At 38.1% G+C, this 23,916-nt stretch carries 22 protein-coding genes; 21 read left to right on the top strand and 1 reads right to left on the bottom strand.

What is annotated here, in order from left to right; genetic code table 11:
• Position 1 precedes the first annotated feature (1 nt).
• The 9 genes from fmt (at position 2) to spoVM (ending at position 8,659) form a co-directional block, all read left to right on the top strand.
• On the top strand, positions 2 to 946 hold the full coding sequence (fmt, locus tag LRP81_RS02665; protein WP_230499694.1) for a methionyl-tRNA formyltransferase: 945 nt from the start codon (positions 2 to 4) through the stop codon (positions 944 to 946).
• A gap of 1 nt (position 947) precedes the next feature.
• The gene (rsmB, locus tag LRP81_RS02660; RefSeq protein ID WP_230499693.1) at positions 948 to 2,285 is read left to right on the top strand and encodes a 16S rRNA (cytosine(967)-C(5))-methyltransferase RsmB; all 1,338 of its coding nucleotides are present in this window, start codon (positions 948 to 950) and stop codon (positions 2,283 to 2,285) included.
• A gap of 3 nt (positions 2,286 to 2,288) precedes the next feature.
• Complete coding sequence (gene rlmN / locus LRP81_RS02655) at positions 2,289 to 3,380, top strand: 23S rRNA (adenine(2503)-C(2))-methyltransferase RlmN (RefSeq protein ID WP_230499692.1); 1,092 nt, start codon at positions 2,289 to 2,291, stop codon at positions 3,378 to 3,380.
• A gap of 9 nt (positions 3,381 to 3,389) precedes the next feature.
• Positions 3,390 to 4,139: a Stp1/IreP family PP2C-type Ser/Thr phosphatase gene (locus tag LRP81_RS02650; RefSeq protein WP_230499691.1), complete on the top strand. Its 750-nt coding sequence runs from the start codon at positions 3,390 to 3,392 to the stop codon at positions 4,137 to 4,139.
• Positions 4,140 to 4,144: 5 nt separating this feature from the next.
• A complete protein-coding gene (gene pknB / locus LRP81_RS02645; RefSeq protein ID WP_230499690.1) occupies positions 4,145 to 6,118 on the top strand; it encodes a Stk1 family PASTA domain-containing Ser/Thr kinase in 1,974 nt (657 codons plus the stop codon).
• Positions 6,119 to 6,137: 19 nt separating this feature from the next.
• Positions 6,138 to 7,016, top strand: coding sequence for a ribosome small subunit-dependent GTPase A (rsgA, locus tag LRP81_RS02640; protein ID WP_230499689.1), 879 nt, complete (start codon positions 6,138 to 6,140; stop codon positions 7,014 to 7,016).
• Between the two features lie 3 nt (positions 7,017 to 7,019).
• A complete protein-coding gene (gene rpe / locus LRP81_RS02635; protein WP_230499688.1) occupies positions 7,020 to 7,673 on the top strand; it encodes a ribulose-phosphate 3-epimerase in 654 nt (217 codons plus the stop codon).
• Positions 7,674 to 7,748: 75 nt separating this feature from the next.
• The gene (locus LRP81_RS02630) at positions 7,749 to 8,399 is read left to right on the top strand and encodes a thiamine diphosphokinase (RefSeq protein WP_230499687.1); all 651 of its coding nucleotides are present in this window, start codon (positions 7,749 to 7,751) and stop codon (positions 8,397 to 8,399) included.
• 179 nt (positions 8,400 to 8,578) lie between these two features.
• Positions 8,579 to 8,659, top strand: coding sequence for a stage V sporulation protein SpoVM (gene spoVM, locus LRP81_RS02625; protein WP_060665857.1), 81 nt, complete (start codon positions 8,579 to 8,581; stop codon positions 8,657 to 8,659).
• 118 nt (positions 8,660 to 8,777) lie between these two features.
• Here the strand turns inward: spoVM and rpmB are convergent, their stop codons facing one another.
• Positions 8,778 to 8,966 (bottom strand): 50S ribosomal protein L28, encoded by a 189-nt coding sequence (gene rpmB / locus LRP81_RS02620; RefSeq protein ID WP_230499686.1) that lies wholly within the window; start codon positions 8,964 to 8,966, stop codon positions 8,778 to 8,780.
• 368 nt (positions 8,967 to 9,334) lie between these two features.
• On the opposite strand from rpmB, the gene LRP81_RS02615 reads away from it, so the two are divergent.
• From LRP81_RS02615 to smc, 12 genes are all read left to right on the top strand, one after another.
• Positions 9,335 to 9,697, top strand: a complete 363-nt coding sequence (locus LRP81_RS02615; RefSeq protein WP_230499685.1) for an Asp23/Gls24 family envelope stress response protein — start codon at positions 9,335 to 9,337, stop codon at positions 9,695 to 9,697.
• A 16-nt stretch (positions 9,698 to 9,713) separates the two neighbouring features.
• A complete protein-coding gene (locus tag LRP81_RS02610; RefSeq protein WP_230499684.1) occupies positions 9,714 to 11,390 on the top strand; it encodes a DAK2 domain-containing protein in 1,677 nt (558 codons plus the stop codon).
• A gap of 396 nt (positions 11,391 to 11,786) precedes the next feature.
• Positions 11,787 to 12,449, top strand: a complete 663-nt coding sequence (gene sdaAB / locus LRP81_RS02605; RefSeq protein ID WP_230499683.1) for an L-serine ammonia-lyase, iron-sulfur-dependent subunit beta — start codon at positions 11,787 to 11,789, stop codon at positions 12,447 to 12,449.
• Between the two features lie 60 nt (positions 12,450 to 12,509).
• Complete coding sequence (sdaAA, locus tag LRP81_RS02600) at positions 12,510 to 13,397, top strand: L-serine ammonia-lyase, iron-sulfur-dependent, subunit alpha (RefSeq protein ID WP_230499682.1); 888 nt, start codon at positions 12,510 to 12,512, stop codon at positions 13,395 to 13,397.
• Complete coding sequence (gene recG / locus LRP81_RS02595; protein WP_230499884.1) at positions 13,390 to 15,438, top strand: ATP-dependent DNA helicase RecG; 2,049 nt, start codon at positions 13,390 to 13,392, stop codon at positions 15,436 to 15,438. The genes sdaAA and recG overlap by 8 nt, the downstream gene beginning before the upstream one ends.
• A gap of 127 nt (positions 15,439 to 15,565) precedes the next feature.
• Positions 15,566 to 16,135: a transcription factor FapR gene (gene fapR / locus LRP81_RS02590; protein WP_230499681.1), complete on the top strand. Its 570-nt coding sequence runs from the start codon at positions 15,566 to 15,568 to the stop codon at positions 16,133 to 16,135.
• Positions 16,136 to 16,150: 15 nt separating this feature from the next.
• On the top strand, positions 16,151 to 17,170 hold the full coding sequence (gene plsX, locus LRP81_RS02585) for a phosphate acyltransferase PlsX (RefSeq protein ID WP_230499680.1): 1,020 nt from the start codon (positions 16,151 to 16,153) through the stop codon (positions 17,168 to 17,170).
• Entirely contained in the window at positions 17,170 to 18,126 is a 957-nt protein-coding gene (fabD, locus tag LRP81_RS02580; RefSeq protein WP_230499679.1) for an ACP S-malonyltransferase, read from the top strand. Before plsX ends, fabD begins: the two co-directional genes overlap by 1 nt.
• Positions 18,119 to 18,862 (top strand): 3-oxoacyl-[acyl-carrier-protein] reductase, encoded by a 744-nt coding sequence (fabG, locus tag LRP81_RS02575; RefSeq protein ID WP_230499678.1) that lies wholly within the window; start codon positions 18,119 to 18,121, stop codon positions 18,860 to 18,862. The genes fabD and fabG overlap by 8 nt, the downstream gene beginning before the upstream one ends.
• A gap of 66 nt (positions 18,863 to 18,928) precedes the next feature.
• Positions 18,929 to 19,162 carry an acyl carrier protein gene (gene acpP, locus LRP81_RS02570; protein ID WP_230499677.1) on the top strand — a complete coding sequence of 78 codons (234 nt, stop codon included), beginning with the start codon at positions 18,929 to 18,931 and terminating at the stop codon, positions 19,160 to 19,162.
• Positions 19,163 to 19,508: 346 nt separating this feature from the next.
• Positions 19,509 to 20,249 carry a ribonuclease III gene (gene rnc / locus LRP81_RS02565; RefSeq protein WP_399206895.1) on the top strand — a complete coding sequence of 247 codons (741 nt, stop codon included), beginning with the start codon at positions 19,509 to 19,511 and terminating at the stop codon, positions 20,247 to 20,249.
• A gap of 88 nt (positions 20,250 to 20,337) precedes the next feature.
• On the top strand, positions 20,338 to 23,904 hold the full coding sequence (gene smc / locus LRP81_RS02560; protein WP_230499676.1) for a chromosome segregation protein SMC: 3,567 nt from the start codon (positions 20,338 to 20,340) through the stop codon (positions 23,902 to 23,904).
• The last annotated feature ends 12 nt before the right edge of the window (positions 23,905 to 23,916 follow it).

The following is a 23,916-nucleotide window of genomic DNA, read 5'->3' as shown; positions in this document are numbered from 1 at the left end:
AATGAAGAAAATAGTATTTATGGGGACACCAGATTTTGCCGTACCGGTATTAAAACAAATCATTCAGGATGGATATGAAGTAATTGCAGTTGTCACACAACCTGACCGGCCAAAAGGTCGTAAAAAGGTGATGACACCACCGCCTGTTAAAGTTGAAGCTGAAAAACATAACATTCCGGTATTCCAACCTGAAAAGATAAAAGAACCTTTAGAATATGAGAAAATCACCTCTTTGAAACCAGATCTAATTGTAACAGCAGCATTTGGACAAATTTTGCCGAAACCATTACTAGACGCACCTGAGTTTGGTTGTATCAATGTTCACGCATCACTTCTTCCTAAACTAAGAGGGGGAGCGCCAATTCATTATTCCATTATTCAGGGTCAAGAGAAAACTGGAGTGACCATTATGTATATGGTAGAGAAGCTGGATGCAGGTGATATGTTGACACAAGTGGAAGTTACAATTGATGAAAAAGATCATGTGGGTTCCCTACATGATAAATTGAGTAAGGCTGGCTCTAATCTATTAGCTGAAACCCTCCCATTAGTATTTGATAATAAATTGTCCCCACAACCACAAAATCATGAAGAAGCAACTTTTGCTTGGAACATTAAAAGGGAACAGGAAAAGATAAATTGGTCGAATGATGGTGAAGAAATTTATAACCATATTCGAGGAATGCATCCTTGGCCGGTGGCTTATACCTCTATGGATGGACAGGTGATGAAAATTTGGTGGGGGGAAAAGGTAACAACAGAATCAAGTTTTTCATCTGGAACAATTATTGATATAGAGTCAGATGGTTTTGTTATTAAAACAGGAAATCAAACCGGAATTAAAATAACAGATTTGCAGCTTGCTGGTAAGAAAAGAATGACTGGAACACAGTTTTTAAACGGAGCAGGAGCTTCATTAACAGTGGGCACAAAGCTAGGAGAATAAAATGAAAAATGTCAGAGAGGTTGCTTTAGAAGGGTTAATCACGATTGAAAAAAACCAAGCCTACAGTAACCTACTATTAAATAATTACTTGGAATCAGGTAAATTAAATAAAAAAGATGCTGGTCTTTTCACAGAAATTGTCTATGGGACCATTCAGCGCTCCATTACATTGGAGTATGTTTTAGCCCCGTATATTCAAAAGCAGAAAAAGCTTCAGGATTGGGTGAAGAACCTTCTCAAAATGACCATGTACCAAATGATATATCTTGATAAGGTACCAGCCCGTGCTGCTATTTATGAAGCAGTAGAAATTGCGAAGAAAAGGGGCCATAAAGGTGTGGCATCCGTAGTAAACGGTGTACTGCGCTCCATTCAGAGAAATGGTGTTCCCGATTTAACGCTTATTGAAGATGATGCAGAACGAATATCCGTTGTAACAAGTCATCCGAAATGGCTTGTAGAAAAGTGGATGGAACAATATGGTGTGGAAAGTACAGAGAAGATGTGTGAAATTAACCTTGTCCCACCTAGTCAAACGGCACGTGTCAATACATGCAAATCAAGTGTGAACGAAGTCTTGGAAATGTTAAATTCAGAAGGATTCTCTGTACAAAAAGGAACGTTAGCGCAAGAAAGCATCGTATCTGAAAAAGGAAATATGGCTTTTTCAAATGCATATAAAAATGGCTACATCACCATACAAGATGAGAGTTCCATGTTAGTGGCAAAGGCACTTGGAGTAGAAAAAGGTGATAACATCTATGACTGTTGTGCGGCACCAGGGGGAAAGTCAACTCACATTGCTGAAGAGCTGGATGGGACTGGGATGGTCACTTCGACAGACTTGCACGAACATAAGGTGAGACTAATAAAGGAGCAGGCGACAAGACTCGGAATTTCTAATCTCCAAGCACAATCCCTTGACAGCAGAAGGGCAACTTCCATTTTTAAAGAAGAGCAATTTGACAAAGTCCTAGTTGATGCCCCTTGTTCGGGGTTAGGTGTAATACGAAGAAAGCCGGATTTAAAATATACAAAAACTCTTAAAGATATTATTCAATTAGCTTCTATCCAGTTGGCTATACTAAATGAAGTGGCACCTCTAGTAAAAAAAGGTGGAACTTTAGTATATAGTACATGTACAATTGATAAAGAAGAAAATGGAGAAGTTGTTCAGTCATTCCTAAAGGAAAACAAAGATTTTGAAATAGATATCAACATGAAAGATTTACTGCCAAAAAGCGTGGGTCCTTATATAAATGATGGAATGCTTCAATTGCTACCACACCACTTTGGTACGGATGGATTTTTTATTGTTAGACTAAAAAGGCAGGTGTAAAAGATGGAACAAAAAACAGAAAAAACGAACAAAAAAGAAATAGCAGCACAGAAACCGTCCATCTACTCGCTTCAACTACATGAACTTGAAGATTGGTTATTAAGTATAGGTGAAAAGAAATTTAGAACAACTCAAATATTTGAATGGCTCTATCAAAAGCGTGTTACAACGTTTGATGAGATGTCTAATCTGTCCAAAAATCTTCGTGAAAAACTAGAAGAGACATACACATTAACAACGTTAAAAACAATTGTTCAACAAACTTCTTCTGATGGTACTATGAAGTTTCTTTTTGAGCTTCATGATGGTTATTCCATTGAAACAGTTCTAATGAGACATGATTACGGAAACTCTGTCTGTGTTACTACTCAAGTAGGGTGTAGAATTGGTTGTACTTTTTGCGCTTCCACATTAGGTGGACTTAAACGGAATCTAGAATCTGGTGAAATTGTTGCCCAAGTGGTAAAGGTTCAACAGGCGTTGGATGAACTTGGAGAGCGTGTTAGTCATGTAGTAATTATGGGGATTGGCGAGCCATTTGATAATTTTGATGAAATGTTAGACTTCCTTAAAATCATTAATCATGATCAAGCATTGAACATTGGGGCTCGTCATATAACTGTTTCAACCAGTGGGATTATTCCAAAAATCTATAAGTTTGCAGATGAAAACTTGCAAATTAATTTTGCGCTTTCCCTTCATGCACCAAATACAGAGCTAAGATCACGCTTAATGCCGATAAATCGAGCATACAAGCTTCCTGATTTAATGGAGTCCATTCGATATTATATCAAAAAGACAGGTCGTCGAGTTAGTTTTGAATATGGCTTGTTTGGTGGAGTAAATGATCAAGTGGAACACGCAGAGGAGCTTGCAAGATTAGTAAAAGGAATAAAATGTCATATCAATCTAATTCCAGTTAACTATGTTCCAGAACGTGATTATGTGAGGACACCGAAAGAGCAAATTAATTTGTTTGAAAAAACCTTAAAAGATAAAGGCGTAAATGTAACAGTTCGTCGTGAACAAGGTCACGACATTGATGCTGCATGTGGCCAGCTGCGTGCAAAGGAGCGTAAAGAAGAGACGAGGTGACAAAGGTTAATGGTCTTTTTAACTGATAGAGGGAGAATTCGTTCACATAATGAAGACAATGGGGGGATCTTTGTTAATAAAGACGGTACCAAGCTTGCTATTGTTTGTGATGGCATGGGGGGACATCAGGCAGGAGAGGTAGCAAGTGAACAAGCTGTCAACCATTTACGGGCAAAATGGGAAGAGACGGAAAATATCTCTTCCCCTGAACCTGCCGAAACATGGTTAAAAACGTATATTCTTCAAACGAACCAGCTTCTATTTGATTACGCAAATACGCATGATGAATGCAATGGGATGGGTACTACAATCGTAGCAGCAATCTTAGGCGATTCTTATTTATCTATTGCACATGTAGGGGACAGCAGAATATATTTATTTTCAGAGGAAGTAACAAAACAATTAACTGAGGATCATACGTTTGTTAATGAATTGGTGAAAACCGGTCAAATCTCAAAGGAAGATGCTGAGCATCATCCAAGAAAAAATGTTATACTACAGGCTTTAGGAACAGAAGAATCCGTAAAGATTGATATGAAAACCATTACATATGATGATCCGGGGTATATTCTTCTTTGTTCTGACGGTTTGAGCGATAAAGTCAACGAGAGAGAAATGGAGAAAGTATTACTTGATGGGAACCAAGATGTATCGAAAAAAGCGCAAGAGCTGATAAAACGCGCTAACCATTACGGTGGGGAAGATAATATCACGGTAGCCATATTGGAATTATCTATCTCCGAAGTTGGGAGTGGGTGATATAGGTGTTAATTGGCAAAAGATTAAATGATCGCTATAAAATCAAAGAAGTCATCGGTGGCGGAGGAATGGCGAACGTATACCTTGCCCATGATATCATTCTCGACCGGGATGTAGCGGTAAAGGTTTTAAGGTTAGATTTTGCAAATGATGAAGAATTTATTCGACGTTTCCGCAGAGAAGCGCAATCGGCGACAAGTTTAGATCACCCTAACATTGTAAGTATTTACGATATAGGGGAAGAGGATGATATTTATTATATCGTCATGGAGCATGTATCCGGTAAAACCTTGAAACAGTATATTCAGCAATATGCACCAGTGGAGCAGTATAACACAGTTGAAATAATGAATCAGTTAACTTCTGCGATTTCCCATGCACACGATAATGGTATCATTCATCGAGATATTAAACCGCAGAATATACTTATTGATGATTACGGGACAATTAAAGTTACAGATTTTGGAATTGCGATGGCTTTAAGCTCTACAACAATTACTCAAACCAATTCATTATTGGGTTCTGTACATTATTTATCACCTGAACAAGCAAGAGGAAGCTTGGCGACAAAAAAATCTGATGTTTATGCTCTAGGCATTGTTATGTTTGAGCTTTTAACTGGAAGGCTGCCGTTCTCTGGTGAATCTGCCGTTTCCATTGCGTTAAAGCATCTTCAATCAGAAACACCATCCCCGAAAAGATGGAATCCTAGTATTCCACAAAGCATGGAAAACATCATTTTAAAGTCAATGACAAAAGATCCATTTCATCGCTATAGCACTGTTGATGAAATGCAAGCTGATTTAATGACTGCTTTGGATCCTAGTCGGAAAAATGAACCGAAATTTATTGTTCCAGATGAAGATGAAGAAGCGACAAAAGCTATTCCTATTATTAAAGGAAATCTTAACAATCTTCATAATGACGAAGAAACAAGAATTAGGACTACAGAAGATAAACCGAATAAAAACGAAGATAAAAAGCAATCGCCAAAGAAGAAGAAAAAGAAAAAATGGGTAATCTCTTTATTTATTCTTTTCTTTTTACTAGTTGGTGGAGCTGTAGCTGCATTTACTATACTTCCACCGATGTTACTTCCTGAAGATGTAACAGTTCCTGATGTTACAGATAAAGAACTTGATGAAGCTATCAAGGATTTGGAGAACCTTGGCTTTGTTATCGAAGAACCAAAAGAAGAGATAAGCGACGAGATTGAAAAAGGAAGAGTGATTAGAACAAACCCGAAAGCTGGGGATGAAGTAAAAGAAGGGAAAGCAATCACCATATTTGTTAGTTTAGGTAAAGAAGAGATTGAAATGGATGATTATACAGGCAAGAATGCAGAGGAAGCAATCAGAAGTCTAGAAAGATTGGATTTTAAAGTAGAAATTTCAGAAGAAATACATTCTGAGGATGTGCCAGCGGGCGATATTGTTAGCCAGGAACCAGAAGCAGGTCAGTTAGTAATACCAGATGAAACAACTGTTAAGTTCATCGTTTCAAAAGGTGCTAGTCCTATTAATTTAGATAATTATCAAGGATCATCTCTTGATTTTGCGAAGCGTCATCTTAATTCTCTTGGTCTTGGTGAACCAGAAATTACAGAAGAATATCATGATTCTGTCCACGAGGGAAATATTATTAAACAAGAGCCTGGACCAGATTCAGAAGTTCAAAGAGGAGATTCGATTAAGCTTACGGTATCTAAAGGACCACAGCCTGGAGATAAATCGGTGGATATTCCACTTGAAGTTAAATATGATCCTGAAGAAGAAGGCGCAGAACAAACTGTTGAAGTGTATGTAGAAGATTTAAACCAAAGAATGGACGAAGGTCCTATAGAAAACATAGTGATAACGGATGATTTAATATACAGCTTCACTGTGACGATTGCCTATAAACAATCAGCTAGATATCGAGTTGTAGTTGATGGTAAAGAAGTGGAAAATGTAACGCTTGATTATGACGATATTGATTAGGTAACTAAGGAGTGAGTGTATGCCAGAAGGCAAGATTGTCAAAGCACTAAGTGGCTTTTACTATGTTTTGACAGCAGATGGCGTTGTTACCCAATGTAGAGGAAGAGGGGTTTTCAGGAAAAACAAGATAACCCCTCTTGTTGGGGACATGGTCGTTTTTCAAGCAGAAAATGAGCAGGAAGGCTATATCATGGACGTATTGCCACGCAAGAATGAACTCGTCAGGCCACCAATTTCCAATATTGATCAGGCGATTCTTGTTTTTTCTGCCATGGAGCCAGAATTTAGTACAAGTCTATTAGACAGATTTTTAGTCTTGATTGAGTCTAAATATGTAACTCCTTTAATCTGTATTTCTAAAATGGACCTTCTAGAAGAAGAAGAGAAGCTGTTAGAATTTGCTTCTTATTACAGAAAGATAGGTTATGAGGTTGTAATGACTTCTACAAAGGAACCCGAACAATTAAAGGAAATTCTCCCATTTTTACGAGATAAAACTTCTGTAATTGCTGGGCAATCTGGTGTTGGGAAGTCATCTTTGTTAAATGTCTTGCGGCCTGAGCTTGATTTAAAGACAAATAATATCTCTACTCATCTTGGGCGTGGAAAGCATACAACCCGACACGTGGAATTAATGGAAATAAACCAGGGGTTTGTTGCAGACACTCCTGGATTCAGTTCACTCGAATTCTTAGAGTTAGAAGCAGATGAGGTAAAAGAATGTTTCCCTGAATTTGTAGAAAAAAGTGAACACTGTAAATTTAGAGGTTGTACACATATAAAAGAGCCTAAATGTGCCGTGAAGGATGCAGTAGAGAAAGGTGATATTGCTACATACCGGTATGAGCATTATTTTTCATTTGTAGAAGAAATAAAAGATAGAAAGCCGAGGTACTAATCCATGATAAAAATTGCACCCTCCATACTTAGCGCTGATTTCGCAAATCTTGGTAAGGATATAAAAGATGTGGAAGCGGGAGGAGCAGATTATATTCATATAGATGTAATGGACGGACATTTTGTACCTAATATTACGATTGGTCCACTAATTGTGGAAGCTATTAGACCGATTACAAACTTACCATTAGATGTTCATTTAATGATCGAAAAACCTGATTTGTATATTGGAGACTTTGTAAAGGCTGGCGCAGATATCATCTCTGTTCATGTGGAGGCATGTCCACATTTACATCGAACAATCCAACATATTAAATCACATGGTGTCAAGGCAGGTGTTGTGATCAACCCTGCTACTCCTGTCGAGAGTATTCTGCCGATCTTGAATGATATTGACTTGGTACTTCTTATGACAGTAAATCCGGGGTTTGGAGGTCAAGCGTTCATTCACCCAGTCCTTTCAAAAATTAAACAGGTTGCTGAAGTTGTAAAGCAAAGAGGACTAAACGTAGAAATAGAAGTAGACGGTGGAGTTAATACAGAAACCGCAAAACTTTGTGTAGATGCAGGTGCAAACGTTCTTGTAGCAGGATCTGCCATTTATAACCATGAGGATCGAACACAAGCAATCCATGCAATTCGTAACAATCTTCGTTAAAGAGGTAAAAAAGTCTTCATTTATGAAGGCTTTTTTACATTCGTCTCCAATTTAGTATTCAAAGGGGGAGAGGTAATGCTGATACATATTATGACAGGTGGTCCTGTTGATAAGATACCTAACTTAAACAACTATAAAGAAGGTGCCTTATGGGTTGGTGTCGATAGTGGGGTAAACTACTTGCTTAAACATCAAATTGTTCCTACCCAAGCATTTGGGGATTTCGATTCTGTAACAGAAAGCCAATTCAACGAAATTAAAAATCGATTAACACATTTAAGTGTTTTTCCAAGTGAAAAAGATGAAACTGATACGGAAATTGCTATTAATTGGTCATTAAAGAAAAACCCCTCCTTAATTAGGGTATTTGGTGCAACAGGTGGTAGGTTGGATCACTTTATGGGAAATATTCAACTTTTGCTGAAAGGACTAGAACATGGCACGAGAATAGAAATTCATGATAACCAAAACATATTATACATTGTTAAAGAAGGAAGCTATACACTCTCTACTCATCATTCCTTTCCGTATGTTTCTTTTCTTCCTGTAAGTAAATCTGTCAAAGGAATTACATTAACGGGTTTTAAATTCCCCCTGGAAAACAGGAATATTAGATGGGGAGATACACTATGTATTAGTAATGAACTTGAAATGGAAAAAGGTACTTTTTCTTTTCATGAGGGCATATTAATGGTGGTAAGGAGCCGTGATTATCATCCTTCATAATATACGGACCTTATGAATTCTCTGATTTGCTGGATTAGGCTCTTTTGAAAATAAAACAAAATGCAGGAAAAGAGTAGGAAACCAACCATTATTACGAGACTCTCATAAGCTACACAAAAGCAACAAGTTTGTAAAAATAGCCTAGCATAAAAGGGCAAAAGCTCGGGGGAGGGAATGGAATGAAATTCTATACAATTAAGCTGCCACGATTCTTGGGAGGAATCATTCGGGCGATGCTTGGATCGTTTAAGAAAGAGTAAGGCACCTTCGATAGGTGCTTTTTTCATAGATTGTATTACTATAACAATATTATGTAAACAAAAGTGAGAAATGAAAAAACGACAGGAATGAACCTGTCGTTTTTTATGTGCGCCTATATTATACGCGCTCTACTTTACCTGATTTTAAGGCTCTTGCAGAAACGTAAACACGCTTTGGTTTACCGTCAACTAGAATGCGAACTTTTTGAAGGTTTGCACCCCACTTACGACGAGTAGAGTTCATTGCGTGAGAACGTGCGTTTCCAGTACCAGTCTTTTTACCTGTGATTACACATTTACGTGCCATGTTCAATTCCCTCCTAACTACAAAAAAACATCAATCAATATTTTCATTGGTAAATAAGAAATTCATTTCTTATTTGTAGCGAGAAAAACGGTACAAAAGGTCTACGTCATAAGGAAGCGGACTTTCGTAATGTATTTCTATACTAAAATTATCACTTGAAAATACTTATATAATTTAACATACTACCCCAAACATTGCAATAGTTCGATAGAAAGCTTTCAAGAAAAAAGCCTTGACATACATGTTTTTAGCATTCAGTATAATAATAGTATTGTTAGAATAGCACCCGTATGCTTTTATTATGTGCTTATTTATAGTAAAATAGCGAGTAGACAAGGTGAAAAATCGAAATGAAGGGGGAACCTTTTATGTCCATCGAACTAAAAACATCTTATGGTCAAATAGATATTTCTAACGATGTAGTTGCTACTATCGCAGGTGGAGCTGCCATTGATTGTTATGGAATAGTTGGTATGGCTTCCAAAAGCCAACTGAAGGATGGGTTATCAGAAATTCTCAGAAAAGAGAACTTTACAAAAGGTGTCATAGTACGTCAAGAAGAAGATCAACTACATATCGATATGTACATTATCGTTAGCTATGGAACGAAGATTTCCGAAGTAGCCCATAATGTCCAGACGAAAGTGAAATATACGTTAAATCAAATGGTCGGTCTTTCCGTTGATTCTTTAAATATTTATGTGCAGGGAGTTCGCGTTACGAACCCGTAATAAGGAGGAAAATTTAGTGTCAGTTAAAGTTCTAAATGGAAAACGTTTTGCACAAATGATTATTCTAGGTGCAAATCATTTATCAAACAACGCAAAAATAGTGGATGCGTTGAACGTTTTTCCTGTTCCGGATGGAGATACGGGAACAAACATGAATCTTTCTATCACTTCAGGAGCAAAGGAAGTAAAAAATAATGTTTCTGAGCATATCGGGAAGGTTGGCTCTGCCCTTGCTAAAGGTTTATTGATGGGGGCAAGAGGGAACTCAGGAGTAATCTTATCTCAGTTGTTCCGCGGCTTTTCTAAGCATATAGAAACAAAAGAGACCATTACAAGTAAAGATTTTGCACATGCTTTAGAAGCGGGTGTCCAAACAGCATATAAGGCTGTAATGAAGCCTGTTGAAGGTACAATTCTAACAGTAGCGAAAGATGCTGCGAAAAAAGCGGTGGAAGTTGCAAAAAATGAAGACGATATAATTGTCTTAATGGAAGAAACATTAAAAGAAGCGAATGCATCTTTGAAACGAACTCCTGATTTACTACCAGTTCTAAAAGAAGTAGGAGTAGTCGATAGTGGCGGACAAGGCCTTGTCTACATATATGAAGGTTTTCTTGCAGAATTGAAAGGCGAAAGCATTGAAAATATTGCTCCAAAAACATCCATGAACGAATTAGTAAATGCTGAACACCACAAAAGCGTGCATTCTGCAATCAATACAGAAGACATCGAGTTTGGCTACTGTACGGAATTCATGGTGAAATTTGAAGATGATAAAGTAAAGGAAACTCCTTTCTCAGAAGAAAAATTCCGAAACGAATTATCCCAATTTGGTGATTCTTTACTCGTTATTGCAGATGAAGAAATCGTAAAGGTTCATATTCATGCTGAACATCCTGGTGATGTGTTAACATATGGCCAAAAATACGGAAGCCTTATTAATATGAAAATTGAAAATATGAGAGAGCAGCACAGTAATCTTCTTTTTGAAGAGGATAATTACCCTGTTGCAAAGCCTGAAATGAACAAAAAGCGTGAAAAATTCGGTATCATCACGGTTGCGATGGGTGAAGGAATTGCTGAATTATTTAAGAGTATTGGCGCTAAGGCAGTAATTGAAGGTGGCCAGACCATGAACCCAAGTACGGAGGATATATTGAAAGCAATTGAAGAAGTGAATGCTGATAATGTTATTATCCTCCCTAATAACAGTAATATTATCATGGCTGCAAAACAAGCTGCTGAAGTGGCTGGTAGCCACGTAGCGGTAGTAGAAAGTAAATCAGTACCTCAAGGTATGGCAGCAATTTTAGCTTTTAACCCTACAGGAGAGCTAGTGGAAAACGAAGAAATCATGAAGGAAGCGCTACAAACTGTCAAGACTGGTCAAATTACTTTCGCTGTAAGAGATACGAACATCGATGGAGTAGAAATACAAAAAGATGACTTTATGGGAATTGCAGATGGTAAGATTGTTCTCACAAACAAGGATAAAAAAGAAGCTGCCAGCAAGCTACTTAGCGAAATGATGGACGAAGATTCAGAGATCCTTACTATAATTTATGGGGAAGATGTTACAGAGGAAGATGTACAGCATTTGGTAAATGAGCTGGAAGATGCTTTTCCTGATGTCGAAGTGGAAGTTCATAATGGAAAACAACCACTTTATTCCTTCATTTTCTCTATTGAATAGGACGAAAGTGGATATTTAAAGCAAGAAGGGTTTACACTCTTCTTCAGAATAAAGACAAAATGTATTATAACCAATTACTCCTGACTCAAATGATACTGATAGCACTTCCTACTCGAGCAATTATGAGGAGTATAGTTGCGATTAAAGAGTATTTCCTTTCGTGCAAAGAGGAGTATGAAGGATTTGGACGTTTGTCAACAATCTGAAGAAGGGGGGGCCCTTCTTTTTCTAAATCATTGAAGTGAATGTATCTGCTAGCTCTAGCGCCATGGCCTCCCGATGTCATAACCAATTTGCCAAGAAGATGTAACCCAACTTTCTTGCCATCTTGTCTTATGTTTCGGGGCCGAACGAGGCGCTTCCGCTTTTCTTATTATCAAGGGGGATTGAATTTTTATGAAATATAGAAGCGTTTTTGATATTATTGGTCCTATAATGATAGGCCCATCAAGTTCACATACTGCTGGTGCCGCAAGAATTGGGCGTGTAGCAAGGAGTTTGTTTGGTAGAGAGCCAAAATGGGCAAATATCTTCTTTTATGGATCCTTTGCCAAGACATATAAAGGACACGGAACAGATGTTGCGATTGTGGGTGGACTGCTTGATTTCGATACGTATGATGAACGTATTAAAACTTCCCTAGAAATTGCTGCATCACTTGGTGTAAAGATTAATTTTCATGAAGAGGATGCTATAACAGATCACCCTAATACCGCAAAAGTGGTAATAGGAGATGATAATGGAGAACTTGAGTTAGTTGGTATATCAATTGGTGGTGGAAAGATAGAAATTACAGAATTGAACGGTTTTGCACTGAAACTGTCTGGTAATCACCCAGCTTTACTTGTTGTTCATGATGATAGGTATGGGGCAATTGCTGGTGTGGCAAATGTGTTAGCAAAATTTGCGATAAATATTGGTCATATGGAAGTGTCTCGTAAAGAAAAAGGAAAGACAGCATTAATGACGATAGAAGTGGACCAAAATATTGACAATAATATCATTGAAGAATTAACTGGTCTACCCAACATTACACAAGTGACAAAAATCGTAGATTAACTTTTGGAATAATAATGGCAGCGCTTACAATCCGTGTTTACATCTGAGGGGGAAAATAGAATGTTTCGTAATGTAGCAGAGCTCATTGAGATTGCTGAGAGCAAAAATAAAAGAATCTCAGAGATAATGATTGAACAAGAAATGGAATTCACCGGTAAAAGCAGGGAAGAAATCATCGCGCAAATGGATAAGAATCTGGAAATCATGGAACAGGCTGTAGCAAGAGGGCTTGAGGGTGTCAGGTCCGTGTCAGGGTTAACTGGTGGAGATGCTGTGCTTTTACAGAGATATATTGAAAAAGGTAACTTCCTCACTGGGAAGAATATTTTAGATGCTGTAAGCAAGGCAGTCGCCACAAACGAAGTAAATGCAGCTATGGGAACGATCTGTGCTACCCCAACTGCCGGTTCTGCAGGTGTAGTCCCAGGTACGTTATTTGCCGTGAAAGATGTGTTAAACCCTACACGGGAAGAAATGATTCAGTTTCTTTTTACTTCAGGGGCGTTTGGATTTGTAGTTGCCAATAACGCATCTATTTCAGGTGCAGCAGGTGGCTGTCAGGCAGAGGTTGGTTCTGCTTCAGGAATGGCAGCTGCGGCTATAGTAGAAATGGCTGGGGGTACTCCAGACCAATCTGCACAAGCAATGGCCATTACATTAAAAAACATGTTAGGATTAGTATGTGATCCTGTTGCAGGCTTGGTAGAAGTGCCATGTGTAAAGCGAAATGCCATGGGAGCTGCAAATGCAATGGTGGCAGCGGATATGGCTCTAGCTGGTATAAAAAGTACCATACCTTGTGATGAAGTAATTGACGCAATGTATAAAATTGGGCAAACCATGCCTACTGCACTTAAAGAAACCGCACAAGGAGGGTTGGCGGCAACACCAACTGGTCGAGAGCTTGAAGCGAAAATCTTTGGTGTTTCCTTACAAAAAGGTGACTAATTTATCAACTATTCCTATAAAAACGATTAAAGGCATTGGGGACGAAACAGCAAATTCACTTCACGCGATGGGGATATATTCAGTGGAAGATCTCCTCATGCATTTTCCATATAGGTATGAAGATTATCGGTTAAGGGATATTTCAGAAGTGAAACACGAAGAAAAAATAACTGTTGAGGGGAAGGTTCATGGTGAGCCTTCTCTTATGTATTATGGAAAGAAGAAATCGAGATTAACTTTCCGAGTTTTTGTTGGAAGATTTCTAGTTAAAGCAGTCTGTTTCAATAGGCCGTTCTTTAAAAACAAACTGAATATTAATGACACCATCACTTTAACAGGTAAGTGGGACCAACATCGCCAAACTATCACAGTGACCGACATTCAATTCGGTCCATCCATGAAAGAGAATGAAGTAGAACCAGTATATTCTGTAAAAGGTAACATTACCGTAAAACAGATGAGACGTTTCATTCATAATGCTTTAATTGAATATGGCGATGATCTTCAAAGTACATTGCCAGAGAGTTTGCTCACGAAGTATAAACTTCCGTCGAAAAGGGAATCAGTTCAAGCTTTACATAACCCAATTAATCAAGAAATGTTAAAGCATTCAAGGAGATATTTCGTCTATGAGGAATTTCTCTTATTTCAATTAAAAATTCAGGCTCTCCGAAAATATAAAAGGGAGCAGTCAAAAGGTTTAATCCACCAATTCAACCATAATGATTTACAAAGATTCCTCAAAACGCTCCCTTTTCCATTAACTGGGGCGCAGGAAAGAGTTTTAAAGGAAATTATTCATGATTTAACTTCTCCATTTAGGATGAATCGTTTATTGCAAGGTGATGTAGGTTCTGGTAAAACGGTAGTTGCGGCAATTAGTCTTTATGCAGCAATTCTTTCAGGATACCAGGGTGCCCTAATGGTGCCAACGGAAATTCTTGCTGAGCAACATGCCAAATCTTTGACAACCCTGTTTTCTAAGACAAACGTGAAAGTGGAGCTCCTAACAAGTTCTGTAAAAGGTAAAAAAAGAAGAGAGATATTAGAAAAATTGAGCAATGGAGAAATTGATATATTAGTAGGTACTCATGCTTTGATTCAGGAAGAGGTAAGTTTCCAAAAGCTTGGTCTAGTCATTACAGATGAGCAGCACAGATTCGGAGTGGAACAGCGTAGAGTTCTTCGTGAGAAGGGGGAAAGTCCTGATGTTCTATTTATGACTGCCACACCAATCCCGCGAACGCTTGCTATTACAGCATTTGGGGAGATGGACGTATCTATCATTGATGAGATGCCAGCTGGCCGTAAAGTAATCGAAACCTATTGGGCAAAACATCAAATGATTGATAGAGTACTTGGTTTTGTGGAAAAAGAGTTGCAAAAAGGCAAACAGGCTTATGTGATTTGTCCGCTAATCGAAGAATCTGAAAAGCTTGACGTCCAAAACGCAATTGATGTCCATGACATGCTTCACCATTATTTTAGAGGAAAATGGAATATCGGACTAATGCATGGAAGATTAAATTCTGAGGACAAAGAAAAAGTGATGGATGCATTTACTAGAAATGAAGTTCAACTCCTCGTCTCCACTACCGTTGTAGAAGTAGGTGTAAATGTTCCAAATGCAACAATCATGATCATTTATGATGCGGAACGTTTCGGTCTCTCCCAACTGCACCAATTGAGGGGGCGTGTTGGGCGTGGAAGTGAACAATCTTATTGTGTTCTCCTAGCTGACCCGAAGTCAGAAGCCGGAAAAGAACGTATGAAGATTATGACAGAAACAAATGATGGGTTTGTTTTGTCTGAAAAAGACTTGGAGCTTAGAGGGCCAGGTGACTTTTTTGGTAAAAAGCAGAGTGGGGTGCCAGAATTTAAGGTGGCAGACATGGTCCATGATTATAGAGCCCTAGAAGTTGCGAGACAGGATGCTCATGAACTTTTATACTCTAAAGCTTTTTGGGAAGAAGAACATTATAAAGAGTTAAGGAATATGATTGAAAAGTCCGGAGTAATGAATGGGGATAAGTTAGATTAGGGAGCAGGGAAGGTCTGGAAGGGATCAAACCTGCTCTTTACTAATATATTTTTTATCTTGCAATATCCCTATGAAATATATATACTACTATTAGTACCTAGTCATAATAGTTCGGATGGTGTATGAAATGAGAAGAAATAAAAAGGAGCGTCAACTTTCTTTAAAGGATAAAATTAAAGAAAATCCCTTCATTACAGACGAAGAACTTGCCGATTTTTTTCAGGTAAGTATTCAGACAGTCCGTTTGGATCGTTTGGAACTAAGCATACCTGAACTAAGGGAACGAATAAAGAATGTTGCAGCACGTACCCTTGAAAAAGAAGTGAAGTCACTTCCGCTAGAAGAGGTAATCGGAGAAATCATTGATTTACAATTAGATGAAAGTGCAATATCCATATTTGATGTGCAAGAGGAGCATGTTTTTAAGAGAAACAAAATTACCCGAGGTCATCATGTGTTCGCACAAGCAAACTCATTGGCGGTAGCAGTAATTAATGATGAATTAGCACTAACTGCAAAAGCTACGATAAGATTTACACGACCAGTAAAACTAGGTGAAAGAGTTGTGGCAAAAGCAGTTGTAAGTAATGTGGATATAGAAAAAGGCAGAACCACTGTAGAAGTGAAAAGCTCCGTTGGAAGTGAGAAAGTTTTTCATGGAGATTTTGAAATGTTCCGTTCTACAAGTTCAAATTAAAGGTAGGTTATAGCTATGAACATAGTCCTAGATGCAATGGGAGGCGATCATGCACCGAAATCCGTCGTGGAAGGTGTAATGAAAGCCGTTGAAAAATACCAAGATGTTACCTTTACTCTTGTTGGGGATGAAGCAAAGATTCGCCCGTTTTTAACTATTGATAAAAACATTCAAATTTTACATACAGAAGACTATATTTCTGGAGATGAAGAACCCGTCAAAGCAGTTCGACGCAAAAAGAATTCTTCTCTAGTTCTTATGGCGAAAGAAGTAAAAGAAGGAAGAGCTGATGCGTGTATTTCGGCGGGAAACACAGGTGCACTGATGGCAGCTGGTCTCCTAATAGTAGGACGCATTAAAGGTATTGAAAGACCAGCTCTATCCCCTACATTTCCAACTGTTGATGGAAATGGTTTTGTTATGTTGGATGTTGGGGCAAATGCCGATGCAAAAGCCGAACACCTTTTCCAATATGCATTAATGGGGTCTATTTATGCTGAAAAAGTACGAGGGATAAAAGCACCTCGTGTTGGACTTTTAAATGTTGGAACGGAAGATAATAAAGGAAATGAGCTTACTAAAGCTGCATTTGAATACATTAAGGAAGCTAAAGCAGTTCATTTTATTGGAAATGTGGAAGCACGTGACCTATTGAATGGAGTTGCTGATGTGGTTGTAACAGACGGCTTTACTGGTAACGTTACGTTAAAAGCTATCGAAGGGACCGCTCTTTCTGTATTTGATATGTTAAAAGATGTACTTACAAGCGACTTAAAAAGTAAACTTGCTGCTGCGGTACTTAAACCGAAGCTGAAATCAATAAAAAACAAAATGGATTATTCTGAGTATGGAGGGGCTGCTCTTTTTGGTCTAAAGGCACCGGTTGTGAAGGCGCACGGTTCTTCTGATGCAAACGCTGTATTTAATGCCATTAGACAAACAAGAGAAATGGTCCAAACAGATATGGTAAGTACTATATCTAAAACGATTGAGACAATGGAACTTGTTATAAAGGAAGAAGGTGGCGGAAAATAATGGGTAAAATAGCATTTGTTTTTCCTGGTCAAGGTTCTCAAACTGTCGGTATGGCAAAGGAACTTTCAAATGAACATAAAGAAGTAAAGGCTGTTGTTGAAAGTGCTGATAAAAAGCTAGGATATAGCTTATCCAAATTAATGTTTGAAGGGCCACAGGAAGAATTAACCTTAACATATAATGCGCAGCCTGCCCTTTTAACATCAAGCATTTCAATTTTGCAAGTATTAGAGAAAGCTGGTATTAAAGCGGACTTTGCTGCGGGTCACAGTCTTGGGGAATATTCTGCTCTTGTGGCAGCAGGTGCAATTAGTTTTGAAGATGCCGTATATACTGTACATATGCGAGGAAAATATATGGAAGAAGCAATACCTGCTGGAGAAGGATCAATGGCTGCTGTGTTAGGGCTTGAAGAAAGCCTTTTACAACAAGCATGTCTGGAAGCAACGGAGGAATCTGGTCCTGTTCAGCTTGCTAACTTAAATTGCCCTGGACAAATTGTTATTTCCGGGTCTGCGAACGGCGTTGCTGTTGCTTCCGAGAAAGCGAAGGAAAAAGGAGCAAAACGAGTAATACCATTAGTTGTAAGTGGTCCTTTCCATTCCAGTCTAATGGAACCTGCAGCTTCTAAGCTAAAGGATACGTTATCAACAATCAAGATTATTGACACATCCATACCTGTCATTGCTAATGTAAATGCAGATATTATGACAGGTGCAAATGAAATAACAAATAAGCTTGTTGAGCAACTATACTCACCAGTGCGATGGGAACAATCTGTTGAAAAGATGATCGACCTTGGAGTTGATACTTTTGTAGAGATTGGCCCTGGAAAAGTATTATCAGGTTTAATAAAAAAAGTAAATAGAAAAGTAACAACCATTCCGGTATATGATATCGAAACTTTAGAGAAAGCTATTGAGTATTTTAAAGAGGAGGGGATTTCCAATGCTTAAGGGCAAAACAGCAGTTGTAACTGGCGCATCTCGAGGTATAGGTCGTGCTATTGCACTAGAATTGGCAGATCAAGGAGCAAATATCGTAGTGAATTATTCGGGTAGTGAAGCAAAAGCACATGAAGTGGTGGAGCTGATTAAGGAAAAGGGTTCACAAGCGGTTGCAATCCGAGCTAATGTTTCGAATATGGACGAAGTGCAAGCCATGATGAAAGAAGCAGTTTCACAGTTTGAAACTATCGATATCCTAGTAAACAATGCTGGAGTTACGCGTGATAATCTGTTGATGCGAATGAAGGAAGATGAATGGGATGATGTAATCAATATTAATTTAAAGGGCGTATTTAATGCGACCAAAGCTGTCACTCGTCAAATGATGAAACAGAGATCGGGACGTATTATAAACATTGCCTCAATTGTTGGGGTAATGGGAAATGCAGGGCAAGCTAACTATGTTGCTGCTAAGGCAGGAGTAATCGGCTTGACAAAAACAACTGCCCGTGAACTTGCATCAAGGCATATTACTGTTAATGCCGTTGCACCAGGTTTTATTACTACAGATATGACAGATAAGCTAACTGAGGAAGTAAAGACGGTAATGCTTAAGCAAATCCCATTAGCTCGATTTGGAGAAGCAAAAGACATTGCATCAGTCGTTTCATTCCTTGCTTCAGAGAAAAGCGGCTATATGACCGGCCAAACGCTACATGTTGACGGTGGTATGGTAATGAGCTAAAAATCTAAACAAACACTAGTTTTTTTATAGTGGATTCACTATAATACTTGAGGGGAGGTGAAAGTTATGGCGGATGTATTAGAGCGTGTAACGAAGATCATTGTAGATCGTTTAGGTGTTGATGAGTCTGAGGTGAATCTTGATTCTAAATTCAAAGATGATTTAGGAGCTGATTCCTTAGATGTAGTTGAACTTGTAATGGAGCTTGAAGATGAATTTGATATGGAAATTTCAGATGATGAAGCTGAAAACATTACAACAGTTGCCGATGCGGTTAACTACATAAAAGCAAACTCTTAATCTTTTCCAATTGTCCCACTTAGGTGGGGCTTTTTCTTTTTGGTTGCTTTTGAAATCTTTGTTACATTTCACATCCATTTCAAGTTACTCGAAAAAACTATTTTTCGGCATTTAATAAAGGTAAGGATCAGTTTTTCAGTTATCAAATGTGTTAAAAACTCTCAAACCCTCTTTTTTAGCATTCATCAGTTCGTTTATTGAAGAAAAATAGTGTAAACTTGCCTCATAAAAGAAACATGCTATTTGTATCCGATAAATAATTTGTTAAAATAGTAATGTTATACAACTTTAAAAATTATTATTTCTCCATAACGGAAAAAGATGGGTATGTTGGAGGCTTCAATACATGAGTAGAAACAGAAGTAAAACAAATGAAATGAAAAGTGAATTGATGAAGAAGAAATTCTCTTTGCTACAAGAGAACATAGGAGTGCAGTTTCACAACGAAAAATTACTATTCCAAGCATTTACACATTCATCCTATGTGAATGAGCATCGGAGAAAACCGTACGAAGATAATGAGAGACTGGAATTTCTAGGGGATGCAGTACTGGAGTTGACCATTTCTCAGTTTTTATACAAGAAATACCCTTTAATGAGTGAAGGGCAACTAACCAAGCTTAGAGCATCTATTGTATGTGAACCTTCCTTAGTTTCATTTGCAAATGATCTTTCGTTCGGTCAGTATGTACTTTTAGGAAAAGGAGAAGAAATAACGGGTGGCCGTACAAGGCCGGCATTATTGGCAGATGTTTTTGAAGCCTTTATCGGTTCTTTATATTTAGATCAAGGTTTACCTGCTGTATTTACCTTCCTAGAAAAGTATGTACATCCCAAAATTAACGAGGGTGCTTTTTCTCATGTGATGGATTTTAAAAGTCAGCTTCAAGAAATGATTCAACGAAATGCACTTGGAGTAATTGAATATGAAGTGATGGAAGAAAAAGGTCCAGCTCATAATCGGGAATTTGTTTCCAAAGTATCATTGAACAAAAACGAGTTAGGAATTGGTGTTGGTCGCTCCAAAAAAGAAGCAGAACAACATGCAGCCCAATTTGCTTTACAAAAGCTCAAAGCAAAAAAATAATGTGAAGGCGATTCAGTTGCCATTGGTAATCATGAATCGCTTCCTTTTCTACATAGAAAAAACAAGAGTATGAATGAGGTGAAGTCAAATGTACCTCAAACGCTTAGAAGTGGTCGGATTTAAGTCGTTTGCTGAAAGAGTATCTGTTGATTTTGTGCCTGGTGTAACTGCGGTAGTTGGGCCAAATGGAAGTGGAAAAAGTAATATCATCGATGCGATTAGATGGGTACTTGGAGAACAGTCTGCAAAATCACTACGTGGTTCTAAAATGGAGGATATCATTTTTGGAGGTAGTGATAGTAGAAGAGCATTAAATATGGCAGAAGTTACCCTTACATTAGACAATAGTAACAGAATACTCCCAATAGATTATATGGAAGTGAGTGTTACAAGGAGGGTTTTAAGGTCAGGAGACAGTGAATTTCTGATTAATAAACAAACCTGCCGTCTGAAGGATATCGTTGATTTATTTATGGATTCCGGCCTTGGAAAAGAAGCATTTTCTATTATTAGTCAAGGTAAAGTGGAAGAGATTTTAAGCAGCAAGGCAGAGGAACGAAGAAGTATTTTTGAGGAGGCTGCTGGGGTTTTAAAATATAAATCTAGAAAGAAAAAAGCCGAAAGTAAATTGTGGGACACTCAAGAAAACCTGAATAGGGTGGCTGATATTTTACATGAACTGGAAGGGCAAGTAGAACCTCTGAAAATACAATCCTCCATTGCTAAAGACTATTTAGAGAAAAAAGAAGAGCTTGAACAGATAGAAGTTGGTGTTACGGTATTTGAAATTGAGGAACTTCATCAAAAGTGGGAAGAAAACTCTCAAAGTGTAAAAGAAAGTACCGAGAAGGAACAAGATTTATCAGCAGAGCTTGCCAAAAAAGAAGCAACGTTAGAAAAAGTAAAAGATCAGGTTGCGGCTTTGGATGAGTCCATAGACTCTTTGCAACAAGCACTCTTAGTTGCTACATCTGAACTTGAGAAATTACAAGGAAAGAAAGAAGTATTAAAAGAACGGAAAAAGAATGCAACAACAAACCGATCCCAATTAGAAAAGTCATCAGTGGAATTGGCTGAGTTTATAAGCATACAAAAAAACAAGCTAACAGAAGAGCAAAAACTCCTTGATTCACTTCGGAAGGAATTGGTCCTTACTGAACAACAGCTTAAAGAAAAACAAGTAATTAGCGAGCAGTTTGATCAAAACATTGAAGAAAAGATTGATCGATTAAAAAGCGAGTATATCGAGTTGCTTAACAGGCAAGCAACGATCCGAAATGAATTCACCCATCTTGAACAGCAAGGGAAACATGAAGATCTGAAAGTGACCAGGCTGGATGAAGGCAATAAAAAATATGTCGAAATACGTAAAAACACACTTAAGAAAAAAGAGAAAGTTCTATTAGATCAAAAAACAATTCATGCTGATCTTAATGAAGCAGTGGACCGTTATCGGAAAGAACAAGCAGAGTTAGAACAGTATAAGGTAACTTATCAAAAAAGAGAAACGACATTATATCAAGCGTATCAGTATCTCCAGCAGACACGTGCTCGGAAGGAAATGCTCGAGACCATGCAGGGGGATTTCACTGGTTTCTTTCAAGGTGTAAAAGAAATATTAAAAGTAAGAGATGAAGACCGGCTCATAGGGATAAAAGGTGCGGTTGCAGAGATTATACAAGTGAACCAGGATGTAGAAACTGCAATAGAAATAGCTCTAGGAAGTGCTACGCAACATATTGTGGTGGATAATGAGCAAAATGCTAGAACATCTATTCAATACCTTAAGAAAAATGGGTATGGAAGAGCGACTTTTTTACCAATGTCAGTTATGAAGCCTAGAATTCTATCAGACTTTCAAATCAACCAAATAAGTCAACATGAATCGTTTGTTGGAGTTGCTGCAAAGCTTGTTGAATTCGATCATGAATATGAGAATATCGTTTTTAACTTGTTAGGGAACGTTGTGATAGCAAAAGATCTAAAAGGTGCCAATGCATTAGCAGGGATGCTGCAACATCGCTACCGGATTGTAACTCTAGAGGGAGATGTTGTGAACCCGGGAGGTTCTATGACTGGTGGTGGAGTTAAGCAAAAGTCCAACTCTCTGCTTAGCAGGGGTAGGGAGCTTGATTCAATTTCTGCTAAATTGGAAGAAATGGAACAAAAAACGGCACTTTTAGAAGATCAGGTTAAGAGTTTAAAGCAAAAAATTTCCGAGAAAGAACTGCAAGTAGAGAATACGAAAACTGCTGGTGAAGAACTTCGTTACAAAGAGCAACAGGTTGTCAGCATGTTGCGAGAAGTGGAACTTGAGGAGAAAAACGTTAACGAGCATTTAAGCTTATACGATTATGAAAAACAACAATTAACCTCCTCTATTCAATCGTCAATCGATAGAAAAAAGCAGTTGGAAAAGGATCTAAAAAATGTTGGAATTCAAATACGTGAGTTGGATGAGGAAATATCTCAGCTAAATTCCCTGAAGATGCAGCAACATGCAACAAAAGAAACTGTGCAAAGCGAATTGACCCAACTCAAGGTAGATTATGCGAGCAAAAAAGAAAAACTCTATAATCATACTGAAAAAGTGGACACAATGAAAAATGACTATCACCAAGCAGAACAAAGACTGTCTGATATTCAAGAGGATCTTGCGCTTCTACAAAGTGAAATGAATAATAATTCATCAGGTGAACAAAGGCTGGAAGCTGCAGCAGAAGAAAAGCTTCAAGATAAAAATACAACGATGAAACTTATCACGGAACGTCGAGCAGAAAGACTTACCTTTCATGAAAAAGTAGAGAATGAAGAGGTTGAAATTAAAGAGCTGAAGCGACGGTATAAGCAACTAACTGAAGTACTGAAAGTCGAGGAAGTAAAATTAAACCGACTTGATGTGGAGCTTGATAATAGACTTCATCATTTAAGGGAAGAGTATATGCTATCTTTTGAAGCGGCAAAAGAGGAATACCCGCTTGAGTTGGAGATAGAAGAAGCGAGAAAAAGGCTGAAACTAATCAAATTAGCCATTGAAGAATTGGGTACGGTAAATCTTGCAGCAATTGAGGAATATGAACGTGTAAGTGAAAGGTATCTTTTTCTTAAGGATCAAAAGGACGATCTTCAAGAAGCAAAAGATACTCTGTACCAAGTCATTGGTGAGATGGATGAGGAAATGAAGAAAAGGTTTGAAATTACATTCACTAATATTCGCGCGCACTTCCACGATGTGTTCCGCTCCTTATTCGGTGGAGGTAGGGCTGATCTTGTTTTAACCAATCCCAATGACATGTTAAATACAGGGGTTGATATAGTGGCACAACCTCCTGGGAAGAAACTGCAAAACTTAGGACTTCTTTCTGGTGGGGAGCGAGCATTAACAGCAATTGCTTTACTTTTTTCTATATTAAAAGTGAGACCAGTTCCTTTCTGTATTTTAGATGAAGTGGAAGCGGCTTTAGATGAAGCGAATGTACACCGCTTCGCGCAATATTTAAAAAAATTCAGTAAAGAAACCCAGTTCATTGTAATTACTCATCGTAAAGGAACCATGGAATTCAGTGACGTTCTGTATGGTGTGACAATGCAGGAATCAGGAGTGTCAAAACTTGTTTCCGTAAGGTTGGAAGAATCAAATGAACTTGTTCAATAGAGAGGAAGCGAG

This window comes from Sutcliffiella rhizosphaerae (assembly GCF_917563925.1).
In the GTDB taxonomy this organism is placed as follows: Bacteria; Bacillota; Bacilli; order Bacillales; family Bacillaceae_I; genus Sutcliffiella_A; species Sutcliffiella_A rhizosphaerae.
Note: the sequence above shows the minus strand (reverse complement) of the source record. Positions and strands in the feature narration are given on the sequence as shown.